This is a genomic window from Paenalicyclobacillus cellulosilyticus (assembly GCF_014647315.1).
GTDB classification, from domain to species: Bacteria; Bacillota; Bacilli; order Alicyclobacillales; family Alicyclobacillaceae; genus Alicyclobacillus_J; species Alicyclobacillus_J cellulosilyticus.
The window spans coordinates 39,029-58,378 of sequence record NZ_BMOY01000015.1; the positions used below are offsets into that span (position 1 = coordinate 39,029).

17 protein-coding genes are annotated in these 19,350 nt (G+C 64.5%); all 17 read right to left on the minus strand.

Annotation, left to right across the window (positions count from 1 at the left end; translation table 11 throughout):
* Positions 1-6: 6 nt before the first annotated feature.
* Positions 7-774, minus strand: coding sequence for a ClpP family protease (locus tag IEX97_RS06325; RefSeq protein WP_373289416.1), 768 nt, complete (start codon positions 772-774; stop codon positions 7-9).
* Positions 775-955: 181 nt separating this feature from the next.
* A complete protein-coding gene (locus IEX97_RS06330) occupies positions 956-2,548 on the minus strand; it encodes a ribonuclease J (RefSeq protein WP_229776524.1) in 1,593 nt (530 codons plus the stop codon).
* Between the two features lie 450 nt (positions 2,549-2,998).
* Positions 2,999-3,880, minus strand: coding sequence for a 4-hydroxy-tetrahydrodipicolinate synthase (gene dapA / locus IEX97_RS06335; protein WP_188881817.1), 882 nt, complete (start codon positions 3,878-3,880; stop codon positions 2,999-3,001).
* Positions 3,881-3,899: 19 nt separating this feature from the next.
* Complete coding sequence (gene dapG, locus IEX97_RS06340) at positions 3,900-5,102, minus strand: aspartate kinase (protein ID WP_188881818.1); 1,203 nt, start codon at positions 5,100-5,102, stop codon at positions 3,900-3,902.
* A gap of 69 nt (positions 5,103-5,171) precedes the next feature.
* Positions 5,172-6,203 (minus strand): aspartate-semialdehyde dehydrogenase, encoded by a 1,032-nt coding sequence (locus tag IEX97_RS06345; RefSeq protein ID WP_188881845.1) that lies wholly within the window; start codon positions 6,201-6,203, stop codon positions 5,172-5,174.
* 64 nt (positions 6,204-6,267) lie between these two features.
* The gene (locus IEX97_RS06350; protein WP_188881819.1) at positions 6,268-6,870 is read right to left on the minus strand and encodes a dipicolinate synthase subunit B; all 603 of its coding nucleotides are present in this window, start codon (positions 6,868-6,870) and stop codon (positions 6,268-6,270) included.
* A 19-nt stretch (positions 6,871-6,889) separates the two neighbouring features.
* The gene (gene dpsA / locus IEX97_RS06355) at positions 6,890-7,771 is read right to left on the minus strand and encodes a dipicolinate synthase subunit DpsA (RefSeq protein WP_188881820.1); all 882 of its coding nucleotides are present in this window, start codon (positions 7,769-7,771) and stop codon (positions 6,890-6,892) included.
* A gap of 275 nt (positions 7,772-8,046) precedes the next feature.
* On the minus strand, positions 8,047-8,511 hold the full coding sequence (dut, locus tag IEX97_RS06360; protein ID WP_229776513.1) for a dUTP diphosphatase: 465 nt from the start codon (positions 8,509-8,511) through the stop codon (positions 8,047-8,049).
* A 2-nt stretch (positions 8,512-8,513) separates the two neighbouring features.
* Positions 8,514-9,779 carry a M16 family metallopeptidase gene (locus tag IEX97_RS06365; protein WP_188881823.1) on the minus strand — a complete coding sequence of 422 codons (1,266 nt, stop codon included), beginning with the start codon at positions 9,777-9,779 and terminating at the stop codon, positions 8,514-8,516.
* Positions 9,780-9,953: 174 nt separating this feature from the next.
* Positions 9,954-10,931 carry a polysaccharide deacetylase family protein gene (locus tag IEX97_RS06370; RefSeq protein WP_188881825.1) on the minus strand — a complete coding sequence of 326 codons (978 nt, stop codon included), beginning with the start codon at positions 10,929-10,931 and terminating at the stop codon, positions 9,954-9,956.
* Between the two features lie 191 nt (positions 10,932-11,122).
* A complete protein-coding gene (pnp, locus tag IEX97_RS06375) occupies positions 11,123-13,321 on the minus strand; it encodes a polyribonucleotide nucleotidyltransferase (RefSeq protein ID WP_188881827.1) in 2,199 nt (732 codons plus the stop codon).
* A gap of 147 nt (positions 13,322-13,468) precedes the next feature.
* A complete protein-coding gene (gene rpsO / locus IEX97_RS06380; protein ID WP_188881829.1) occupies positions 13,469-13,735 on the minus strand; it encodes a 30S ribosomal protein S15 in 267 nt (88 codons plus the stop codon).
* A 157-nt stretch (positions 13,736-13,892) separates the two neighbouring features.
* Positions 13,893-14,858: a riboflavin biosynthesis protein RibF gene (gene ribF, locus IEX97_RS06385; protein ID WP_188881831.1), complete on the minus strand. Its 966-nt coding sequence runs from the start codon at positions 14,856-14,858 to the stop codon at positions 13,893-13,895.
* Positions 14,845-15,825, minus strand: a complete 981-nt coding sequence (gene truB / locus IEX97_RS06390; protein WP_188881832.1) for a tRNA pseudouridine(55) synthase TruB — start codon at positions 15,823-15,825, stop codon at positions 14,845-14,847. Before truB ends, ribF begins: the two co-directional genes overlap by 14 nt.
* Positions 15,822-16,829 (minus strand): DHH family phosphoesterase, encoded by a 1,008-nt coding sequence (locus IEX97_RS06395; RefSeq protein ID WP_188881834.1) that lies wholly within the window; start codon positions 16,827-16,829, stop codon positions 15,822-15,824. Before IEX97_RS06395 ends, truB begins: the two co-directional genes overlap by 4 nt.
* A 19-nt stretch (positions 16,830-16,848) precedes the next feature.
* Positions 16,849-17,307, minus strand: coding sequence for a 30S ribosome-binding factor RbfA (gene rbfA, locus IEX97_RS06400; protein ID WP_188881835.1), 459 nt, complete (start codon positions 17,305-17,307; stop codon positions 16,849-16,851).
* Positions 17,308-17,352: 45 nt separating this feature from the next.
* Positions 17,353-19,350 (minus strand): translation initiation factor IF-2 (gene infB, locus IEX97_RS06405; protein ID WP_229776515.1); only part of this gene is annotated, 1,998 nt, incomplete at its 5' end.

Sequence of the window (19,350 nt, forward strand, 5' to 3'; positions counted from 1 at the left end):
ACCAAGTCACTGCACCCCCTGTCCAGTCACCTGGGTTCCGCGCCGCGCAGCGATGAGCGCGTTGAGCTTGGCCATGGCTTGGCCAATGCCGCCGACCTCATCGATCAACCCGTACCTCACCGCGTCCCGGCCCACCACCGTGGTGCCGATGTCCCGCGCCATCTCGCCGGTGTTGAGCATCAATTCACGAAACACCGCTTCGCTGATACGCGAATGACTGACGACGAAGCGGGTTACCCGTTCTTGCATCTTTTCTAGATATTCGAATGATTGCGGTGCGCCGATCACCATGCCGGTCAAACGGATGGGATGGATGGTCATGGAAGCGGTTTCGGCGATGAACGAGTAGTCCGCCGCAACCGCAATCGGCACGCCGATGCTGTGCCCGCCGCCGAGGACGAGGGAGACGGTCGGCTTGCTCAAACTGGCGATCATCTCCGCGATGGCCAAACCCGCTTCGACATCGCCGCCCACCGTGTTGAGAATGACCAGCACCCCTTCAATCTTCTCGCTTTGTTCCGCCGCGACCAGCTGCGGGATCACATGCTCATATTTGGTGGTCTTGTTTTGAGGCGGCAATACGAGATGCCCTTCGACTTGACCGACGATGGTCAGGCAGAAAATGTTGGAATCCGCCCGAATGGGGTCCGTCTGGCCCAAGGCTTGCACGCTTTGCACGACGGCTGCGCTCTCTGCGGGCGCGGGTGCCGGCGCCAGCGTCTCCTCGTCCGCACCGGCGCTCTCCATATTCGGCCACGCTTTTTCCCCTGGCATAAGGTCGCCCCTTTCCTGCGCGTTCAAGGCGATATGCCGCCTCGTCGAACGCTAGCTAGTATGAGACACCGGCCATGCACCCATACCCGACGGCACGCATCCCGAAGCACGCGCCGATCCCGCGCAGAAAATCGAAAAGCCTGGCGGCCATGAGCGTCCGCCAGGCACCCGCATCCGCAGGTTATGCTTCCATGATGATGGGCAGGATCATCGGCCGCCGTCGCGTCTGTTCGTACAAGAAACGGCCGAGGGTATCCCGCACCGCCGTTTTCAGCGACGACCACTCGCTGATGTTGTCTGACACCATGCGGACCAAGGTGGCTTCCACCAATTTGTTGGCTTCCTCCAACAGCGCTTCCGATTCACGCACATAGACGAAACCGCGCGAGATGATATCCGGTCCGGACAGGATTGAACCCGTCGCCTTCGAGAGCGTGACCACCACCACCAGGATGCCGTCCTGCGACAACAGCTTGCGGTCCCGGAGCACGATGTTCCCCACGTCGCCGACGCCCAAGCCATCGATCATCACCGTGCCCGCGGTCACCCGTCCGGCAAGCCGGGCTTGGCCACCTTCAAACTCCACTACGTCGCCGAGGTCAAGGATGAAGATATGGTCCGGGTGGACACCCACCGCCTTCGCCAGTTCAGCGTGCTGGCGTTGCATGCGAAACTCGCCGTGCACCGGCAAGAAGTACTTGGGCCGCGTGAGGTTGAGCATCAGCTTCAATTCTTCTTGGCTCCCGTGGCCCGATACGTGCACACCTTGATAGATCACGTTGGCGCCGACCCGGAACAGCTGGTCGATGGTGCGCGCCACATACTTTTCGTTCCCCGGGATGGGCGAACTGGCCAGGACCACCGTATCGCCCGGCATGATCTCCACCTTGCGGTGCGCAGCGCGCGCCATGCGCGTCAATGCGGACATGGGCTCACCCTGGCTGCCGGTCGAGAGGATGACCAGCTTCTCCGGGGCCATCTTGCCGATGTCATCGACGTCAATCAGGGTGCCGGGGTGGATGTGCAAGTACCCAAGTTGCATGGCGATCTGGATGTTGTTCACCATGCTGCGCCCGACGACCGCCACCTTGCGCCGGTGCCGCTCGGCCGCCGCAATCACCTGTTGAATGCGGTGGATGTTCGATGCGAACGTCGCCAGGATGATGCGTCCCGGCGCTTGGCTGATGATGTCCTCGATGGCCTTTCCCACCGTGCGCTCGGACGGCGTGAAGCCAGGCCGTTCCGCGTTGGTGCTGTCCGAGACGAGCGCCAACACGCCGCGCTGGCCGAGTGCGGCCAACTTGTGCAGGTCGGCGTGGCGGCCGTCCACGGGGGTATGGTCGAACTTGAAGTCCCCGGTGTGGACCACCACGCCTTCCGGCGTCTCAATCGCGAAACCGGCCGTATCGGGGATGCTGTGGTTCAGATAGAAGAGAGAAACCCGGAACGGACCGGCGTGGACCTGCGCATTGCCATCCATCACATGCAGTTTGACCGTATCGGTCAAACCGTGCTCCTTGAGCTTGTTTTCGACCAACCCCAAGGTCAGGCGCGTCCCGTAAACGGGGACGTTCAGGCTTTTCAACACATACGGCAATCCGCCGATGTGGTCCTCATGGCCGTGCGTGAGGAATATCCCCCGTACCTTATCGCGGTGCTCAAGCAGATACGTGATGTCCGGAATGACGGCATCCACGCCAAGCATGTCCTCTTCCGGAAACTTCAAACCCGCATCGACGACGATGATGTCATTGCCGTACGTATACGCTGTCATGTTTTTGCCGATCTCGCCCACACCGCCGAGGGGGATGATCGACAATTTGGATCTTCCGCGCGCCAACGTTGCACCTCCATCAATCCAGGGAAAGCTTCGATTGTCGCGACCACACGGCACCGACCTGCGCGCGTTTCACGGAGCGGGCAAAAAAAGAGCCGTTCACCCCGACCGCGGTGAGAAAACCACAAAAAAGCTCGGGCTTCGCACCTTCGACCACCGACCAACCACACCGCAGTCTCTCGTGGGCCCTGTGCGCTCCGTTCCGTGCCGACGAGAGTCCCGCGCGCCGCCAGTCTCCCATGAGGATGACCTATCCAATCAAAGCCGCACCAGTCACTGTACGAGTATTATACCCTGGCCGTGAGGCCGGCACAACCTGCCGCACTCGACCCGGAGATGTCGCAAGTGACAGACCGGACGAGGAAAGACATGACGGACGACGGGCCTTCAACCGAGTTTGCCCAACCGCACCAACTCGCGCCGCAACTCGTCCTCGACATGCCGGGGCGCTTCCACCAGCGGCAGGCGCACCCCGCCCCCCGGCAACCCGAGCAACTGGAGCGCTTTCTTGACCGGAGCCGGACTGGTCACGCGGAACAGCGCGTCGAACAACGGCAGGAGGCGTCCGGACCACGCTGCAGCCGTGCGCACATCCCCCTGGACAAACGCGTTCAGCATCGCCTGCATCTCCTGGCCCGCGACATGGGAGGCGACGCTGACCACGCCGTAACCGCCCAAGGCCAGGATGGGGAGCGTAAACTTGTCGTCCCCGCTGTACAGGAGAAAATCATCCGGTTTTTCCGCTGCGATGCGGGCAATCTGCGAAAAGTCGCCGCTCGACTCCTTCACGGCGACGATGTTGGGGATCTGGGCCAAACGCATCAGCGTCGATACGTCGATGTTGACCGCCGTCCGGCCGGGGATGTTGTACACCATGATGGGCAACGGCACCGCGTCCGCGACGGCGGCAAAGTGGGCGTACAAACCGTCCTGGGTCGGGCGGTTGTAATACGGCGCCACCAACAACAGCCCGTCGACACCAAGCGCCGCCGCCTCCTTGGACAAGGCGATGGTCTCTTTGGTATTGTTACCTCCGGTTCCGGCAATCACCGGAACCCTCCCCCTGACGCACTGAACCGTCCGTGCAAAGAGGCGCAACTTTTCGTCGTGAGAGAGGGTCGGCGATTCACCCGTTGTGCCGCTGACCACAATCGCGGTCGTCCCCGTCGCAATGAGATGGTCGATGAGGACAGACAAACCCGGTTCATCCAGGTTGCCGTCCTCATCAAACGGGGTCACCATCGCCGTGACCAGCCGTCCAAAATCCATGGGGTTCCCTCCTCGCTGTTTACGCACCCAATTCAAACGCCGCGTGCAGGGCGCGCACCGCAGCTTCCATTTGTTCTCGCCGTACCAGACACCAGATGGTGGTGTGGGAGTCGGCAGACTGCAGAATGTCGATGCCTTCGCGCGCCAACGCCGCGACGATTTTCGCCATGATGCCCGGTACACCCGCGATGCCGGCGCCCACCGCCGCCACCTTGGCGCACCCGGGGCGGACCACGGGTTCGAAGCCGCTCGCCCGGAGCAACCGCACGGCCCGCTCCGCGTCCGCGTCAGCCACCGTGTACGCAATCCGGTCGGGCGAGATGGAGATGAAATCGACGCTGATGCCGTGTTGAGCCATGACGGCAAATACCCGGTGCTGCGCGCCTGCGTCCGCCTCGACCTGGATTTGGGTGATGTCTGCGGTGTGAGCCACGCCCGTCACGTACCGGTCCGTGACTCTCCCGGCCTCCAGCGGTGCAATGTGGTTCGTGACCAGGGTGCCCTCATCCTTGGAGCGTGTGCTGCGGACTCGGATGGGGATGTTTTTTTGCATGGCGATCTCGACCGCCCGCGGGTGGATCACCTTCGCCCCCTGGTAAGCCAGGTTGCATATCTCCGTATAGGTTGCGTAACGGAGGCGCCGGGCATCCTGCACGATGCGCGGATCGGCCGTCATGATACCCTCGACGTCCGTGAAGATATCGACGTATTCCGCATGGAGAGCCACACCGAGCGCGGCGGCCGTCGTATCGCTCCCGCCCCGGCCGAGGGTGGTGACGTCACCATCGGTCGTCACGCCTTGAAACCCCATCACCACGACGACCCGGCCCGCCTCCAATTCACGGCAGATCCGGTCCGGACGCACCTCCAGAATGCGCGCGCTGCCGTAGTCATGGTCGGTGATGATGCCCGCCTGTCCGCCGCTCAACACGGTGACCTCGTGGCCGCGGCCGCGCAACAGACTGGCAAACACCACGGCGGAGACCGCTTCACCGCACGACATGAGGATATCCAGGTCCCGCTTGGTGACCGCATCGTGGTCATCCAGGAGCCCCAACAGCGTATCGGTGGCGTACGGATCCCCTTTGCGCCCCATCGCCGACACGACCACGACGACGCGATAACCGGAAGCCAACGCATCCTCCACGTGACCCGCAGCTGCCAGGCGGCCTTCCCGGGTCGCCACGGAGGTCCCGCCGAACTTCTGCACCACAATCTTCATCGTCCGCTCCCTCCTGGCGCACCAAGGTGCATCGTCTCGCTGCCTTCCCGCCCGGGCGAGCGGTCGTCCTCACACACCGCGCCCAATCAGCGCCTCTGCAATCTGGACCGCATTCCACGCCGCCCCTTTGAGGAGGTTGTCGGCGACGATGAACATCAGCACGGTGTGCGGGTCGGACAGGTCCTGGCGGATACGGCCGACGTACGTCTCACCCGTGCCGGCCGCCATGCGCGGGTGCGGATAACGGCGGCGAGCCGGATCGTCGACGAGCACGACACCGGGTGCGCGCGCCAGCCGCTCGCGCACCTCTTCCACGCGCACAGGCCGGGAGAACCGGAGCGCCACCGCCTCCGAATGGCCGTACAACACCGGCACGCGCACCGCGGTCGGACTGACGGCCAGTCCCGGCAGCTCGAGGATCTTCCTGGATTCGTTGACGAGCTTCATCTCTTCTTTCGTATAACCGTTGTCCAAAAACACGTCGCACTGCGGGAGCACGTTGAACGCCATCGGATAGTGCTCAGGTTGCGAGACGACGGGGAACAGCGTCGGCTCGGATGACGCGGGCCCGCGCGCCACTTCTTGCATCAACGCGTCAACCGCCTTTTGCCCCATGCCGCTCACGGCCTGGTAGGTCGCGACGTGGATGTGCTCCAGGCCGAGATCGACAAGCGGCTTGACCGCGACCACCAGTTGAATGGTGGAGCAGTTTGGATTGGCGATGATGCCACGGTGATGCGCCAGGGCGTGCGGATTCACCTCCGGAACGACCAGAGGGACATCCTCGTGCATCCGGTAGGCGCTGCTGTTGTCGATCACGACGGCTCCCTGCCGCACGGCCAGGGGAGCGAAGGTCAGGCTCGCATCCGCACCGGCGCTGAACAAGGCGATGTCGATGCCGGCGAACGCCGCCTCCTCCGCCGCCTGGACCACGACGGGCTCACCGCGAAAGGAAATGGTCTGGCCGGCCGATTTGGGCGAGGCCAACAGACGAAGTTCGGCGACCGGGAAGTTGCGCCGCGCGAGCGTCTCCACCATCGCCCGGCCGACCGCCCCGGTCGCACCCAACACAGCCACCCGGTATGCGTCCTTCTTCTGCAAACTAACCATGAGGGACATCTTCTCTCCTTTTTCTCTTCTGCTGCGGCGCAAGGGGAAAGAGCCTTCATGCGCGCTGTTCACGCCAACGCTCGATGAGGACAGGCTGCAACTGCCGCTTCTCCAGCGCCGCCGCGCACGTCTCCGGAATCAGCCGCATCAGCGAAACCAACGAATTCATTTTAACATGCGGCGCGTCCTGCCCAAACGGCACAAAGAAGACATTTTTCATGTTCATCAATTTAGCGATATTATACAGGTTCAACCCCAGCCCGTCATTGGTCGAGATGGCGAGAACCACCGGCCGGTCGTTGCGCAGCGTCGCCTTGGCCGCCATCAAGACGGGCGAATCGGTCGCCGCATGCGCCAACCGGCTGAGGGTATTCCCCGTACACGGTGCAATCACCATGCAGTCGAGCGCCTTGGCCGGACCGAGCGGTTCCGCTTCCGTGATGTCGGTGATGGCTTGCTGCCCGGTGACTTCCTGGATCTTCCGCGCCCACTCCCCGGCTTCGCCAAAGCGCGTGCTGACCGAAAGGACCGTATGCGAAAAGACAGGAATCACATGCGCCCCGAGCTCGACCAGCCTGACGATCTCGGGGTATACCTCGGCATACGTGCAGTGAGAACCGGTGACGCCGAAACCAATGGTCTTCCCTTTCAGTTCCACCGCCAATCGCCTCCTCCGTTCAACTCTCCGCCTCTGCCAGCATCCGGCAGACGGTGTTGGCGATGATCCGCCCGGCTGTCTTCGGCGCGACCAAGCCAGGCAAGCTCGGCGCGAGGATGGCTTTCATCCCGCGCCGCTCCGCGTACCGAAAGTCGGTCCCGCCTGGTTTGGAAGCGATGTCGATGATCACGCACTCCCGCGGCATGCCGGCCAACACCCCCGCGTGCAGGACCAGGTGCGGAATGGTGTTGAACACCACGTCCGCGTCCGCCACCGCGCGCTCGATGCCGGACAGCGGAAACGGCTCCAAGCCCATCTCGACGATCCGGGCGATGTGCGCCGCCTGTCTTGCACCGACGCGCACCCGCGCCCCCATCGCCGCCAGGACGCGCGCCAGCGTCTGTCCGCAGCGTCCAAACCCCAACACAACCGCCTTGGCCCCGTGGATGGTGATGTCGGTATACTGCATCGCCAGGGCGATGGCCCCTTCCGCCGTCGGGATCGAATTGAGGATGGCTACTTCGTCCAACTCCATCAACTTGATGAGGTTCAGCCCGTGCGCGGCACACCGCTCTTCCAACAGCGGCCGGGCGATCCCGGTAAAGACCATGGTCCCGGGCCTCATGGCTGCAAAATGCTCTGAGCCCAGTACCAGCGGGGCATCGCGAAACTGGCTCTCCACGCGGCCGTCGTCGTCCATGCCCGCCACGGGCAGGATGACGGCGTCCGCCTGCCGAAACACATCCGGGTCCAACTCCGCTTTGACCGTGTCGGGAAACGTGCGTTCGACCTTGTCAAACCCAATCAACACCGCACTGGCATCCCATTCTGTCGCCAACGCGACAACCTCGAGTTGCCGCGCGTCGCCCCCGAGGAACACGATCCGGCGACCTGTCAGCATGGACATTCCCCCTCTCGCCGCAGCGACAGGCGGCCGCAGGTGGGCACGCCCCTTTGGCATTGCGCCGAGTGTCCGCCATCCGCCTTGCACGATAGCCTATGACACAGGTGCAACCGGCGTCACCCGCCGCGTGAGGCAAAAAAATCGGCCCTTCGAACACACCCGGTCGCTGTTCCGGGTGCCCCGAAGGGCCACTTGCCCGCGCATCCCCCATCCGAAGCCGGAGGCATGCGCCCTGTCGCCATCCGTCGAAGCCATGGCCTGCACAAACCGCCTTACGTCCCGCCGCCGGCAAGCGGTGCGACGCCGGTCGACCCAAAGCCGCGCGCCCCGCGGGCCGTGGGTGTGAATTCCGCCACCTCCATCAAGCGCGCCAAATAGACAGGCACGAACACGACCTGCGCGATGCGGTCACCCGGCTGAATCTCCACCGGTTGGTCGCCGAAATTCGTGAGCAAGACCTGGATTTCGCCCGTGTAATCGCTGTCGATCACGCCGACACCGTTGGGAAGCGCCACACCTTGCCGCCAAGCCCAGCCGCTGCGCGCAAACACCAAGGCGGCCACGTACGGGCTGTCCCACTGGAACGCAACGCCGGTCGGCACCCGCTGCCGCTCACCCGGCAGCATGGTGAGCGGGCCGGGGATGCAGGCGTGCAGGTCCATGCCGGCTGCACCCGCGGAAGCGTACGCCGGCGTATACTCCGGCTTGAACCAAGGGGACACCGGTTTCCATTTCACCGTCAACTCGCCGCAAACCATTTGTCGACATTCAACCCTTCCGTCGGCCCGACGCATGCCAAGGCAAACGGCTGGCCGATGATGTCGCGCGCCACCGCTTGCACGTCCGCCACCGTCACCCGGTTGATGGCCGCGAGCGTCTCGTCCAGGGTGACCTCCCGCCCGAGCAACAGTTCGTTCTTCGCCAACCGGCTCATGCGGCTGCTCGTGCTCTCCAGGCTGAGCATCATCGAACCCTTCACCTGTTCCTTGCACTTCTGCAACTCCGCCTCGGTCAAACCCTTGCAGGCCACTTCGGCGCAGATCTCCTGGATGAGCGCCAAGACGTCCGCCACCGTCTCCGGGGAGGTGGCTGCGTACACCCCGAACATGCCGCAGTCGCGGTACGCAGAGTGAAACGAAAACACGGAGTACGCCAGTCCTCGTTCTTCGCGGATCTCTTGAAACAACCGCGAGCTTTGCGTGTTGCCGAGGGCGTTGTTCAACAGGATCAGCGGATACAGACGGTCGTCACCCGCCGCCAAGCCCGGCGCTGCCAGGCAGAGGTGCACCTGTTCGGTGTCTTTTTGCCGCACCGCACACGTCCGGATGAAACCGGGGGCTCTGGTCCCCGGCCCGTCGTCCGCCGCCTCCCCGTCGTCCGCCACACCGTCGAAACACCGCGCCACCGCCGCCACCGCCTGTTCTTCAGGAACATTGCCGGCGATGGCGATCACGATGTTCTCCGGGCGATACCGTTTGGCCAGGTACCCGCGCACGTCGCGCTGCGTGAACCGCCGCAGGTTCTCCTCCAAGCCGAGGATGGTGTACGCGAGCGGATGCGGCGCATAGACGTGTTCTGCCAAAACGTCCATCACGAGCTCATCCGGGGTATCCTCGTACATCCGGATCTCCTCGATGATGACCTTTTTCTCTTTTTCCATCTCTTCCGGCGCGAACAGGGAGTTCAACAGCATGTCGGCGAGGGTTTCGAGGGCAAGCTCAAAGTGCTCATCCAATACCTTGGCATAGTAACACGTGTATTCCTTCGACGTAAACGCGTTGACCTGTCCGCCGATGCCGTCGAACACCTGCGCCAGCTCGCGCGCGGTGAACCGCTTGGTGCCTTTGAAGACCATGTGTTCGACGAAGTGGCTGATGCCGTTGTTCTCCGCCGTCTCGAAGCGAGAACCGGTGCCAATCCAAATCCCGAGGCTCACCGACCGGACGGACGGGATCTCCTCTCCCACGACCCGGATTCCGTTGTGCAATCGGCACCGATAGGCCACACCGCATCCTCCTAGCTCAGCAGGTCTCTCCGCCGCGCCTTCGTCACGTCCTCTGGTCGCTGCATGAGCAGCCTAACTATACCAGAAGTCCGGTTGGCCGCTCAAGGCGCACATGCTCCCGGCCGGCGCCAGGTGCACGCATCCGGCCACGCTGCACGAAGCATGCTGCCTGGATCACGGACCTGCCGGCGGCTGCCCGCACCGCACCTCCGAAATCACGTCGTCAACCGTCTTGAAACAAAACCCGCGCTGACGCAGGTCGTCGATGATCCCGGGCAAGGCGGCGGCCGTCGGTTGGGTTGGATGCATCAAAATCAGTGCTCCCGGTTCGGCGCCATGCACAGCCCGTTGCCGGATCACGCGGGCGGGAGGCCGACGCCAGTCGATGGTATCGGCTGTCCAGAGGATGGTGTACATCCCCGCCGCCCGCGCCATCTCGACGGTCCTTTGGTCGTATGCGCCGGCGGGCGGCGCCAGCAGCCGCGGCGTCACGCCCGTCACCTCCCGGATGATCCGGTTGGTCACCTGAACTTGGCGAGCAAGCTCTGAATTGGCGAGGCGCCGGAAATCCGGGTGGCCCGTGCCATGGCTGCCGACGGCGTGACCGGCGGCCGCGATGGCCCGCGCCCAATCCGGGTGTTTGCGGACAAACGCCCCGTCGAGAAAAAAGGTTGCGCGCACACGCTTTTCTGCCAACGTGTTCAAGATGGAGGGCAGGGCGTCCTCGCCCCATGACACATTGAACATCAGGCAGACCGCCCGCTCCGCGGCAGGACCCCGGTACACCGGTTTTGGCGGCAGATCGGCGAGGCGAACGCGGGGCGGTACGGCGCGCCACACCCAATGCACGCGGCCGTCGCGCGCGGCTTCGGTCTGCCGCCGGCTCGCTTCCTCATCCAACCGCCATCCCATCAGCCCTGGTATGGCGTGCCACACCCGGTCGACGCGGGCATCGACGGCGGGAACCGCAAAACGCGCCGCATCGCGCCATGCGGCTGCCCAATCCACGCCCGCCTCGTTTGCAGCAGACATGGCGGTCGCTGCCCGCGCAACCGGCGCACGCCACCCGCCCCAAAGCCCGTCCGTCCCCGCGATTCCGACGGCGAGTGCGACGGCTGCCCACCTCCGCCAAGACTTCCCATGCGCCTTCATCCGACGGTGCACCCTCCTTTGGCCTTGCGGTATGGCCTGTTGTGCTCACCTTCGCTAGGGTGCCCAATATGAAAACATCCTTCCCCGACGGGCAACATCGCCTCGTCGTCGGAAGGACCGCGGCCAGGAAGGGACATTTGCTCGCTCACGCGCTCGCCGGCGCTGCATCCGGGCGGCGGGTGCAACAAGGTTCACCGGCGGGCCGAGTGGGATGAAGGACGGTGTGCGACCCCGGGGCGCCCGCCCGGCGCGGTTGCGCCCGGCCGGCCTCCGCGCAGCGGTGCTTTCGCGTCCTGCTTCGCCGGGGCCTGCACTTGGTTTTTCAATACTTCGCGACGGGACAGGTTGATCCGCCCCTGTGCGTCGATCTCCGTCACCTTGACCATGATCTCGTCACCGACCTGGCAGACGTCCTCGACGCGGTTCACGCGACGAACGTCAAGCTCCGAAACGCGAACCAACCCTTCCTTGCCGGGCAGGATCTCGACGAACGCACCGAACTTTTCAATACGGGTCACCCGGCCACGGTACGTCTTGCCGACCTCCACATCCCGCGTGATGTCGAGGATCATCTCCTTCGCGCGGTTGGCACCGTTCGGATCGGTGCCTGAGATAAAGATCCGGCCGTCCTGTTCGATGTCGATTTTCACGCCGGTCTCGTCGATGATCTTGTTGATGACGCGGCCGCCCGGCCCAATCACGTCGCGGATCTTGTCCGGGTTGATCTGCACCGTGATCACGCGCGGCGCGTACTTGGACAATTCCCCGCGCGGCTTCGCGATGGCCTCGAGCATCTTACTCAAGATGAACATCCGGCCTTCATACGCCTGTTTCAGTGCCCGCGCCAAGATGTCGCGGTCAATGCCCTTGATCTTGATGTCCATCTGCAGTGCGGTGACCCCTGTCGCGGTACCCGCCACCTTAAAATCCATGTCGCCCAAGTGGTCTTCCAGTCCTTGGATGTCGGAGAGGATGGCGACCTGATCCCCTTCCTTCACCAGCCCCATCGCGATGCCCGCCACCGGCGCCTTGATGGGCACGCCCGCGTCCATCAACGCCATGGTGCTGCCGCAGATGCTGGCCTGCGAGGTCGAACCGTTCGACTCCAAGATCTCCGACACCACGCGGATGGCGTACGGGAACTCTTCCGGCGGCGGGATGACCGGATCGAGGGCGCGTTCACCAAGCGCACCGTGGCCGATGTCGCGCCGGGTCGGTGCGCGCAGCGCCCGTGCTTCACCCACGCTGAAAGGCGGGAAGTTGTAGTGGTGCATGTACCGGTTCGACTCTTCCAACCCGAGCCCGTCGAGGATCTGCTCATCGCCGAGCGCTCCGAGCGTACACACCGACAGCGCCTGCGTCTGGCCGCGCGTGAACAGGCCGGACCCGTGCGCGCGCGGCAGAATGCCGACCTCGCAGGAGATGGGGCGAATCTCATCCAACCGGCGTCCGTCCGGGCGAATGCCTTCCTCGAGGATGGCACGGCGGACTTCTTCCTTCAAGATGGTGTGCAGCACTTCGTCGATGTCCTTCTCCTGGCCGGGATACTGCTCGGCAAACGCCTCCTTCACCTGCGCGGACACGGCTTCGAGCGCCGCGTCGCGCGCCTGCTTGTCCGGGTTGCGCGCCGCCGTCTTCACCATCTCCGTCGCGTAAGCCCGCACCGCCTGCTCCAGCTGTTCGTCGATGGTGTGGAGCACCACCTGGCGTTTCGGGACACCCGCCTCGGCGGCGAACGCTTCGAGTTCCGCGATGATCTCCTTTACGGCTTCGTGGCCGAACAAGATGCCGTCGAGGATGATGTCCTCCGGCACCTGGTTGGCGCCCGCTTCGACCATCACGATGGCGTCTTTCGTCCCCGCCACCACGAGGTGCATCTCGCTTTTGTTCGCCTGTTCCACCGTCGGATTGATCACAAACTGCCCGTCGACGCGGCCGACAATCACGCCCGCAATCGGTCCGTCAAACGGAATGTCGGAGATGGTGAGCGCTGCCGACGTGCCAATCATCGCGGCGATTTCCGGCGAGCAGTCTTGGTCGACCGACAGGACCATCGCGACCACCTGGACCTCATTGCGAAATCCTTTGGGAAACAGCGGCCGAATGGGCCGGTCGATGAGCCGTGAGGCCAGAATGGCGTGCTCACTCGGTTTGCCCTCGCGCTTGATCCAGCCGCCCGGGATTTTGCCGACAGCGTAAAAACGCTCCTCATAGTTGACCGTCAGCGGAAAAAAATCGAGGTCTTTCGGTTCTTTCGACGCCGTCACCGTCGCGAGGACGACGGTGTCGCCATAACGGACCAACACCGCCGCCGTCGACTGTTTCGCCAATTTGCCTGTCTCCAAGGTCATCTGTCGCCCTGCGACCATAAACGACCGCTGTTTGACCATGCGCCTAACTCCTCCTTGGGCGCGGATGGGTCCGCACCCACGCGATGCATCATGCTATGTACGCGCCTTGCGGCGGGGGATGTAAAACAAGCGGGCACCATGCCCGCTTGTTCGCGGCGAAGCTTCCGCTTCGCCCGCCTTGTATCCCTATCTGCGCAGCCCCAGGGTTTCAATCAATTGCCGGTAGCGGTTGATGTCCTTCTTGCGAAGGTAGTTCAACAGGTTGCGCCGGTGCCCAATCATCTTGTACAGCCCCCGGCGGGAATGATGGTCTTTCTTATGCACCCGGAAGTGCTCGGTCAACTGGTTGATCCGCTCGGTCAAAATCGCAATCTGGACCTCGGGCGACCCGGTGTCGGTCGGATGCAACTGAAACTTCTCGACGATCTCCCGCTTTTTCTCCTGGCTCAGCATCTCTCTGCCTCCTCCACATTCCAGCCTGGACATCCCTGCACCGAAGGCGCCGCGTGGAGGGCGCGCACGTCCCAGGTACAGTTTGCGGCGCGTGCGTGCGAGCTTTCCGCGCCGCCCGTCCTTCCCAGGCGATTGGATGGTCGACTGATACAGTATATCACAAGCGTTCACGCGGATGCCAGAGATGGCTGGCGAGCAGCGCGCGTGCCGCTGCCACGTCGCGCTGAATCTGCGCCGACAGCGCAGTGAGATGGGTGAACTTCTGCTCCGGGCGAATCTGTTGCCGGATGCTCACCCGCATCCGGGCGCCGTACAGATCTCCGGAAAAGTCGAGCAGGTGCACCTCGGCGCGCGGGCTTTGCCCGCCGACCGTCGGCCGCACCCCGATGTTCATGACGCCCGGCCACCCTGCGACGCCGTGTTCCGGCACATCGACCGTGACCGCGTAGACGCCGAACGCGGGCAGCACAAACAGGTCCAGCCCGTCCAGGTTCGCCGTCGGGAACCCGATCTTCCTTCCGAGCGCGTCACCCGCTGCGACGGTCCCTTCCAACACGTACGGACGGCCGAGCAGCCGGGCCGCGCCCGCCACATCCCCCGCGGAAAGCAGGGCGCGGATGCGGGAACTCCCCACCTTTTCGCCGTCCAGCCGCACCGGATCGACCACGACGACCTCGATGCCCATCTCGCCCCCAAGCGCTGCGAGCTCCGCGGTGCCCGCCCGGCCGCCGTGACCGAACCGGAAATCGGAACCGACCACCACCACCCGCACCCCCAAGGCGGACAGGTGCTGGCGCACGAACGATTCCGCGCTCACGCGCGCGTACTCCTGCGTAAAGCGGACCCGGTACAGCCGGTCCACCCCAAACCCGTCCAACAGGCGCGCCTGCTCGGCAGGCGGTGTCAGCCACCGGTCGTACCCAGGGCGCTGAAACAGCACCCAGTCGGGGTGGGGAAAGAAGGTCAACACCCCGAGTTCGGTGCCGGGATGGCGGCCGCGCAACACATCCGCCCGCTTCAGGATGGCCTGGTGCCCGAGATGGACACCGTCGAACTTGCCGATGGCGAGGATCAACGCACCCTGTTCCTGGGCCGGCCGGTCTGTCCATTCAATCACCCGCATCGTCGGATCCCCTCTTTCGGCCGGGCTTGCCGGTCTGCGCCTGCATTCCCGCGTGCGCCGGGCGCCACAACACTTTGTGCGGCCGCAACCAGCGCGCACCCCGGAACCAAGCGACGAGCGCAATGGCCGCCACCTCGCCGGAGGGCGCCAGCACAGCGACCGGTTCGCCCGGCGCCAAACCGGCCACCGCATCGGGGCACGACACGGGCTTTCCCTGCGCCAAAGCCGTCAACTCCGCTTCCCGCGCCGCCACCTGCGGCAGGTGCGCCACCGCGTCCCGCGCCGGCCGCAAAAACGACCGCGGTGCAGGCGAGGCTTCCCATGCGTCGAGCGCAATCGCGTCTTCCAACCGGAACCATCCGACGCGGGTGCGGCGCAGCGCCGCCAGATGGGCGGGCAGTCCGACCGCTTGCCCCCAATCGCGGCACAGCGCGCGCACATACGTTCCCTTGCTGCACACCACGCGGAAGGAGGCATGCGCCACCTCACCCGGTGTGAACGACGTGACTTCGAGGGAATGAATGCGGACCTGGCGCACCGGCATGTCCACCGCTTGCCCCGACCGGGCCAGCTCGTACGCACGCCTGCCGCCAATCTTGACCGCAGCGTAGGCGGGTACCCGTTGCCAGATGTCGCCGACGAGCCCTGACGCTGCATGTCTCACCGCTTCTTCCGCCAGTCCGGCGGCGGATGCGCGGGCGATGACGCGTCCGAACGCGTCGTCCGTGTCGGTGGCGGCGCCGAACGCCACCACCCCTTCGTACGCCTTTTCGTCCGCTGCGATATACTCCAGCAAGCGCACCGTCTCCCCGATGCACAACACCAACAGCCCGGTCGCGCCGGGATCGAGCGTGCCGGCATGACCGACCCGCCTCTCCCCGAGCACGCGCCGCACGCGCACGACCACGTCATGCGACGTCAACCCTTGCGGCTTATCGATCAACAACACGCCTTGCTTCCCTATCAACTTCGCGCCTCCGTCAATGCGCGTTGGACGGCGTCCCACACCTTGTCCATCGCCTCGTCCAGGCTGCAGGCCAGCGTGCAGCCCGCTGCCCGGGCATGCCCGCCGCCGCCGAACTGTTTGGCAATCCGGGAGACATCGACGCGCCGCTTCGACCGCAGCGAGACTTTCACCTGCCCGTCGGCCGTCTCACGAAACAGCGCCCCGACCTCGACCGTGTCGATGCTGCGCGCGAAGCCGACCAACCCTTCCGTGTCGTCGTCGGACGCCCCGGTCCCTTCCAGCATCCCGCGCGTGACGTACACCGCGGCGTATTGTCCGTCGTCCGAGACGGACAAATTGGTCAGCGCCAACTGCAACAAGCGCATCTGCTCCCACGACCGCGATTCGAGCGCCGGTTCCGCGATGTCGTAAGGCTGCACCCCGCACGCCAGCAACTCCGCCGCAATCTGATGGACCTCCCGCGTGGTGTTGGGATAACTGAACCCTCCCGTGTCGGTGAGGATCCCTGTGTACAAACACATGGCGACCTCGACCGACAGCGGGACACCTAATCCCATCACCACGTGGTAGACCAATTCGCACGTCGCCGCCGCCCGTTCGTCCACCCAGGCCGCCTGGCCGTAGTGCGGGTTGGTTCGGTGGTGGTCGACGTTGACCACCCGCGCCCCCGGCTCAATCCAGTGCGACACTTGGGCGAAGCGGGCTTCATCCGCGCAGTCGAGCGCAATCACGTTCGAAAACCGCCGCGCCGGCGCCCCGGATGCGATCTTCGCGCACGCAAAACCGGGCAAGTAACTGTAACGGCGCGGCAACGGCTCGCCGACCGCAAACGTCCAGCGTTTGCCGAGTTGTTCGAGCGCCTGGGCCATCGCCAGCGAACTGCCGATGGCGTCGCCGTCCGGCCGCTCGTGGGTCACAATCAACCACTCATCCCCGGCCAGGATCTCCCTGACCACCGCGGTCAGCCGCTCCTCGTCACGGGGCCGGGGCTGCCAAATCACCATGTTCCGTTCCTCCATCCGTTCATTCGTTCCCCGGTTGCGCACCGCTCGCTTCCCCCGGATGAGCACCGCGTTTTGTGTCGTGATCTGGGGCGAGTCCGTGGTTCCCGCCGGGGGCGGCGAGTCCTTCCGGCGGGCTGCCGCCGCGCAGTTCTCGCAGGACCTGCTCAATACGGGCGCTGTACTCCCCTGAGTCGTCCTCTTTAAACACCATCTCGGGCGCCAGGCGCAGATGCAGCCGGCGCGTCACCTCGCCGCGGATGTAGCCGCTCGCCTTTGCCAACGCCTGCAGCGTGTGCTTCTTGGTCTCCGTGTCGCCCAAGACGCTCACATACACCCGTGCGTACTGCAGGTCGGGCGACACCTCCACCCGGGTGATGGTGGCGAACCCGATGCGCGGGTCTTTCAATTCATACCGAATGATGTCCGCCAGTTCCTTTTTCATCTCTTCCGCCACACGTTGGGTGCGAATGCGCGCCATGTCTTCTCCCCGTCCTTCAGAAGGCTCTGCGCCGCGAGCGTGCCCTTATTGTGGCTTGACGGCTTCCATCTTAAAGAATTCGATCACGTCGCCGACCTTGACGTCATTGAACCGCTCGAGCGTCAGGCCGCACTCGAACCCGGCCGCCACCTCGCGCACATCGTCCTTGAACCGCTTGAGGGAGTCGACCTTCCCTTCGTACACGACGATGCCGTCGCGGATGAGCCGCGCCTGCGCATCGCGGGTGACCTTTCCGTCCTGGACGTAGCAGCCGCACACCGTGCCGACCTTGGAGATGTGGAACACCTGCCGTACCTCCGCATGGCCGATGGTGACCTCTTTGAACTCCGGTTCGAGCAGGCCTTTCATCGCCGACTCCAACTCGGAGATGACATCGTAGATCACGCGGTAAAGCCGGATTTCCACCCGTTCCGTCTCGGCGGCGCGCTTGGCGTTGGCGTCCGGCCGCACGTTGAAGCCGATGATGATGGCGTTGGACGCGCTCGCCAACGCCACGTCCGACTCGGTGATGGCGCCCACCGCGCGGTGGATCACCTTCACCCTCACCCCCTCGACCTCAATCTTCTCGATGGAATGCACCAACGCCTCCACCGAACCCTGCACATCCGCCTTGACGATGACGTTGAATTCTTTGATGTTGCCCTCGCGGATCTGACGGTACAGGTCGTCGAGGGTGACGCGCGTCGTGGCCTGCATCTGCTCCCGCTCGCGGTTCGCGCGCTTCTCGACCAAGTTGCGCGCCGCCCGCTCATCGTCGTACACGACAAACAGGTCTCCGGCGCTCGGCACGCCGTTCAGGCCCTGGATCTCGACCGGCGTGGAAGGGCCGGCTTCCTTCAGTCGCTTCCCGCGGTCGTTGACCATCGCCCGCACCCGGCCGTACGTCGTGCCAGCCACCACGATGTCGCCCACCTTCAAGGTGCCATTCTGCACCAGCACGGTGGCGACGGGGCCGCGGCCCCGGTCCAGCTTGGCCTCGATGACCGTGCCGCGCGGGCGCGCCTTCGGATTGGCCTTGAGTTCCCTGATGTCCGCCAGGAGCAGCACCATTTCGAGCAATTCATCCAGACCCTGCCGCTTGAGGGCGGAGATGTTGACGAAGATGGTATCCCCGCCCCACTCCTCGGGCACCAGGCCGTGCTGGGTCAATTCCTGTTTGACGCGGTCCGGGTTGGCGTCCGGCTTGTCGATCTTGTTCACGGCGACGATGATGGGCACGTTCGCCGCTTTCGCATGGCTGATGGCCTCGATGGTCTGCGGCATGACGCCGTCGTCCGCCGCCACGACCAGGATGCAGATGTCGGTCACCTGTGCGCCGCGCGCGCGCATCGTGGTGAACGCCTCATGGCCCGGCGTGTCGAGGAACGTGATCTTGCGGTCCCCGACCTCGACCTGGTAGGCGCCGATGTGCTGCGTGATGCCGCCGGCTTCCGTCTCCGTCACGTTGCTGTGGCGGATGGCGTCGAGCAGCGTCGTCTTGCCGTGATCGACATGGCCCATGATGGTGACCACCGGCGGCCGCGGCACGAGGTCCTCGGGACGGTCCTCCTCCACCAGCATGTCGATGGCCTCTTCATCCACCGGCGGCTTGACTTCGAGCGTGATGCCGTATTCGCTCGCGATGAGTTCCATCGCGTCGGTGTCGATCTCTTGGTTGATGGTCGCCATGATGCCGAGGAAGAGCAACTTCTTGATGACCTCGGACGCCTCACGCCGAATCAGCTTTGCGAACTCGCCGACCGTCATCGGCCCTTCCACCGTCACGCTCGTCGGCACGTCCGCCTGGCGGGCGTCGCGGCGGCGGGGCCCGCCGCGCTGGATGAGCTTCTCTTCATTAAACCGCTCTTTGCGGTCGAACTCCTCGCGTTCCCGATCCTTCTCTTTTTCCTTGCGGGCCATCGGGGACTGCGGCTTGGCCGCCGCGGTCATCAGACCAGCCTGCGGCCGGCCGCCGAAGCCGCCCGAGCGACCGCCGCCCGGACGCGGGCCACCGGCAAAGCCGCCCGTCCGGCCGCCGCCCGG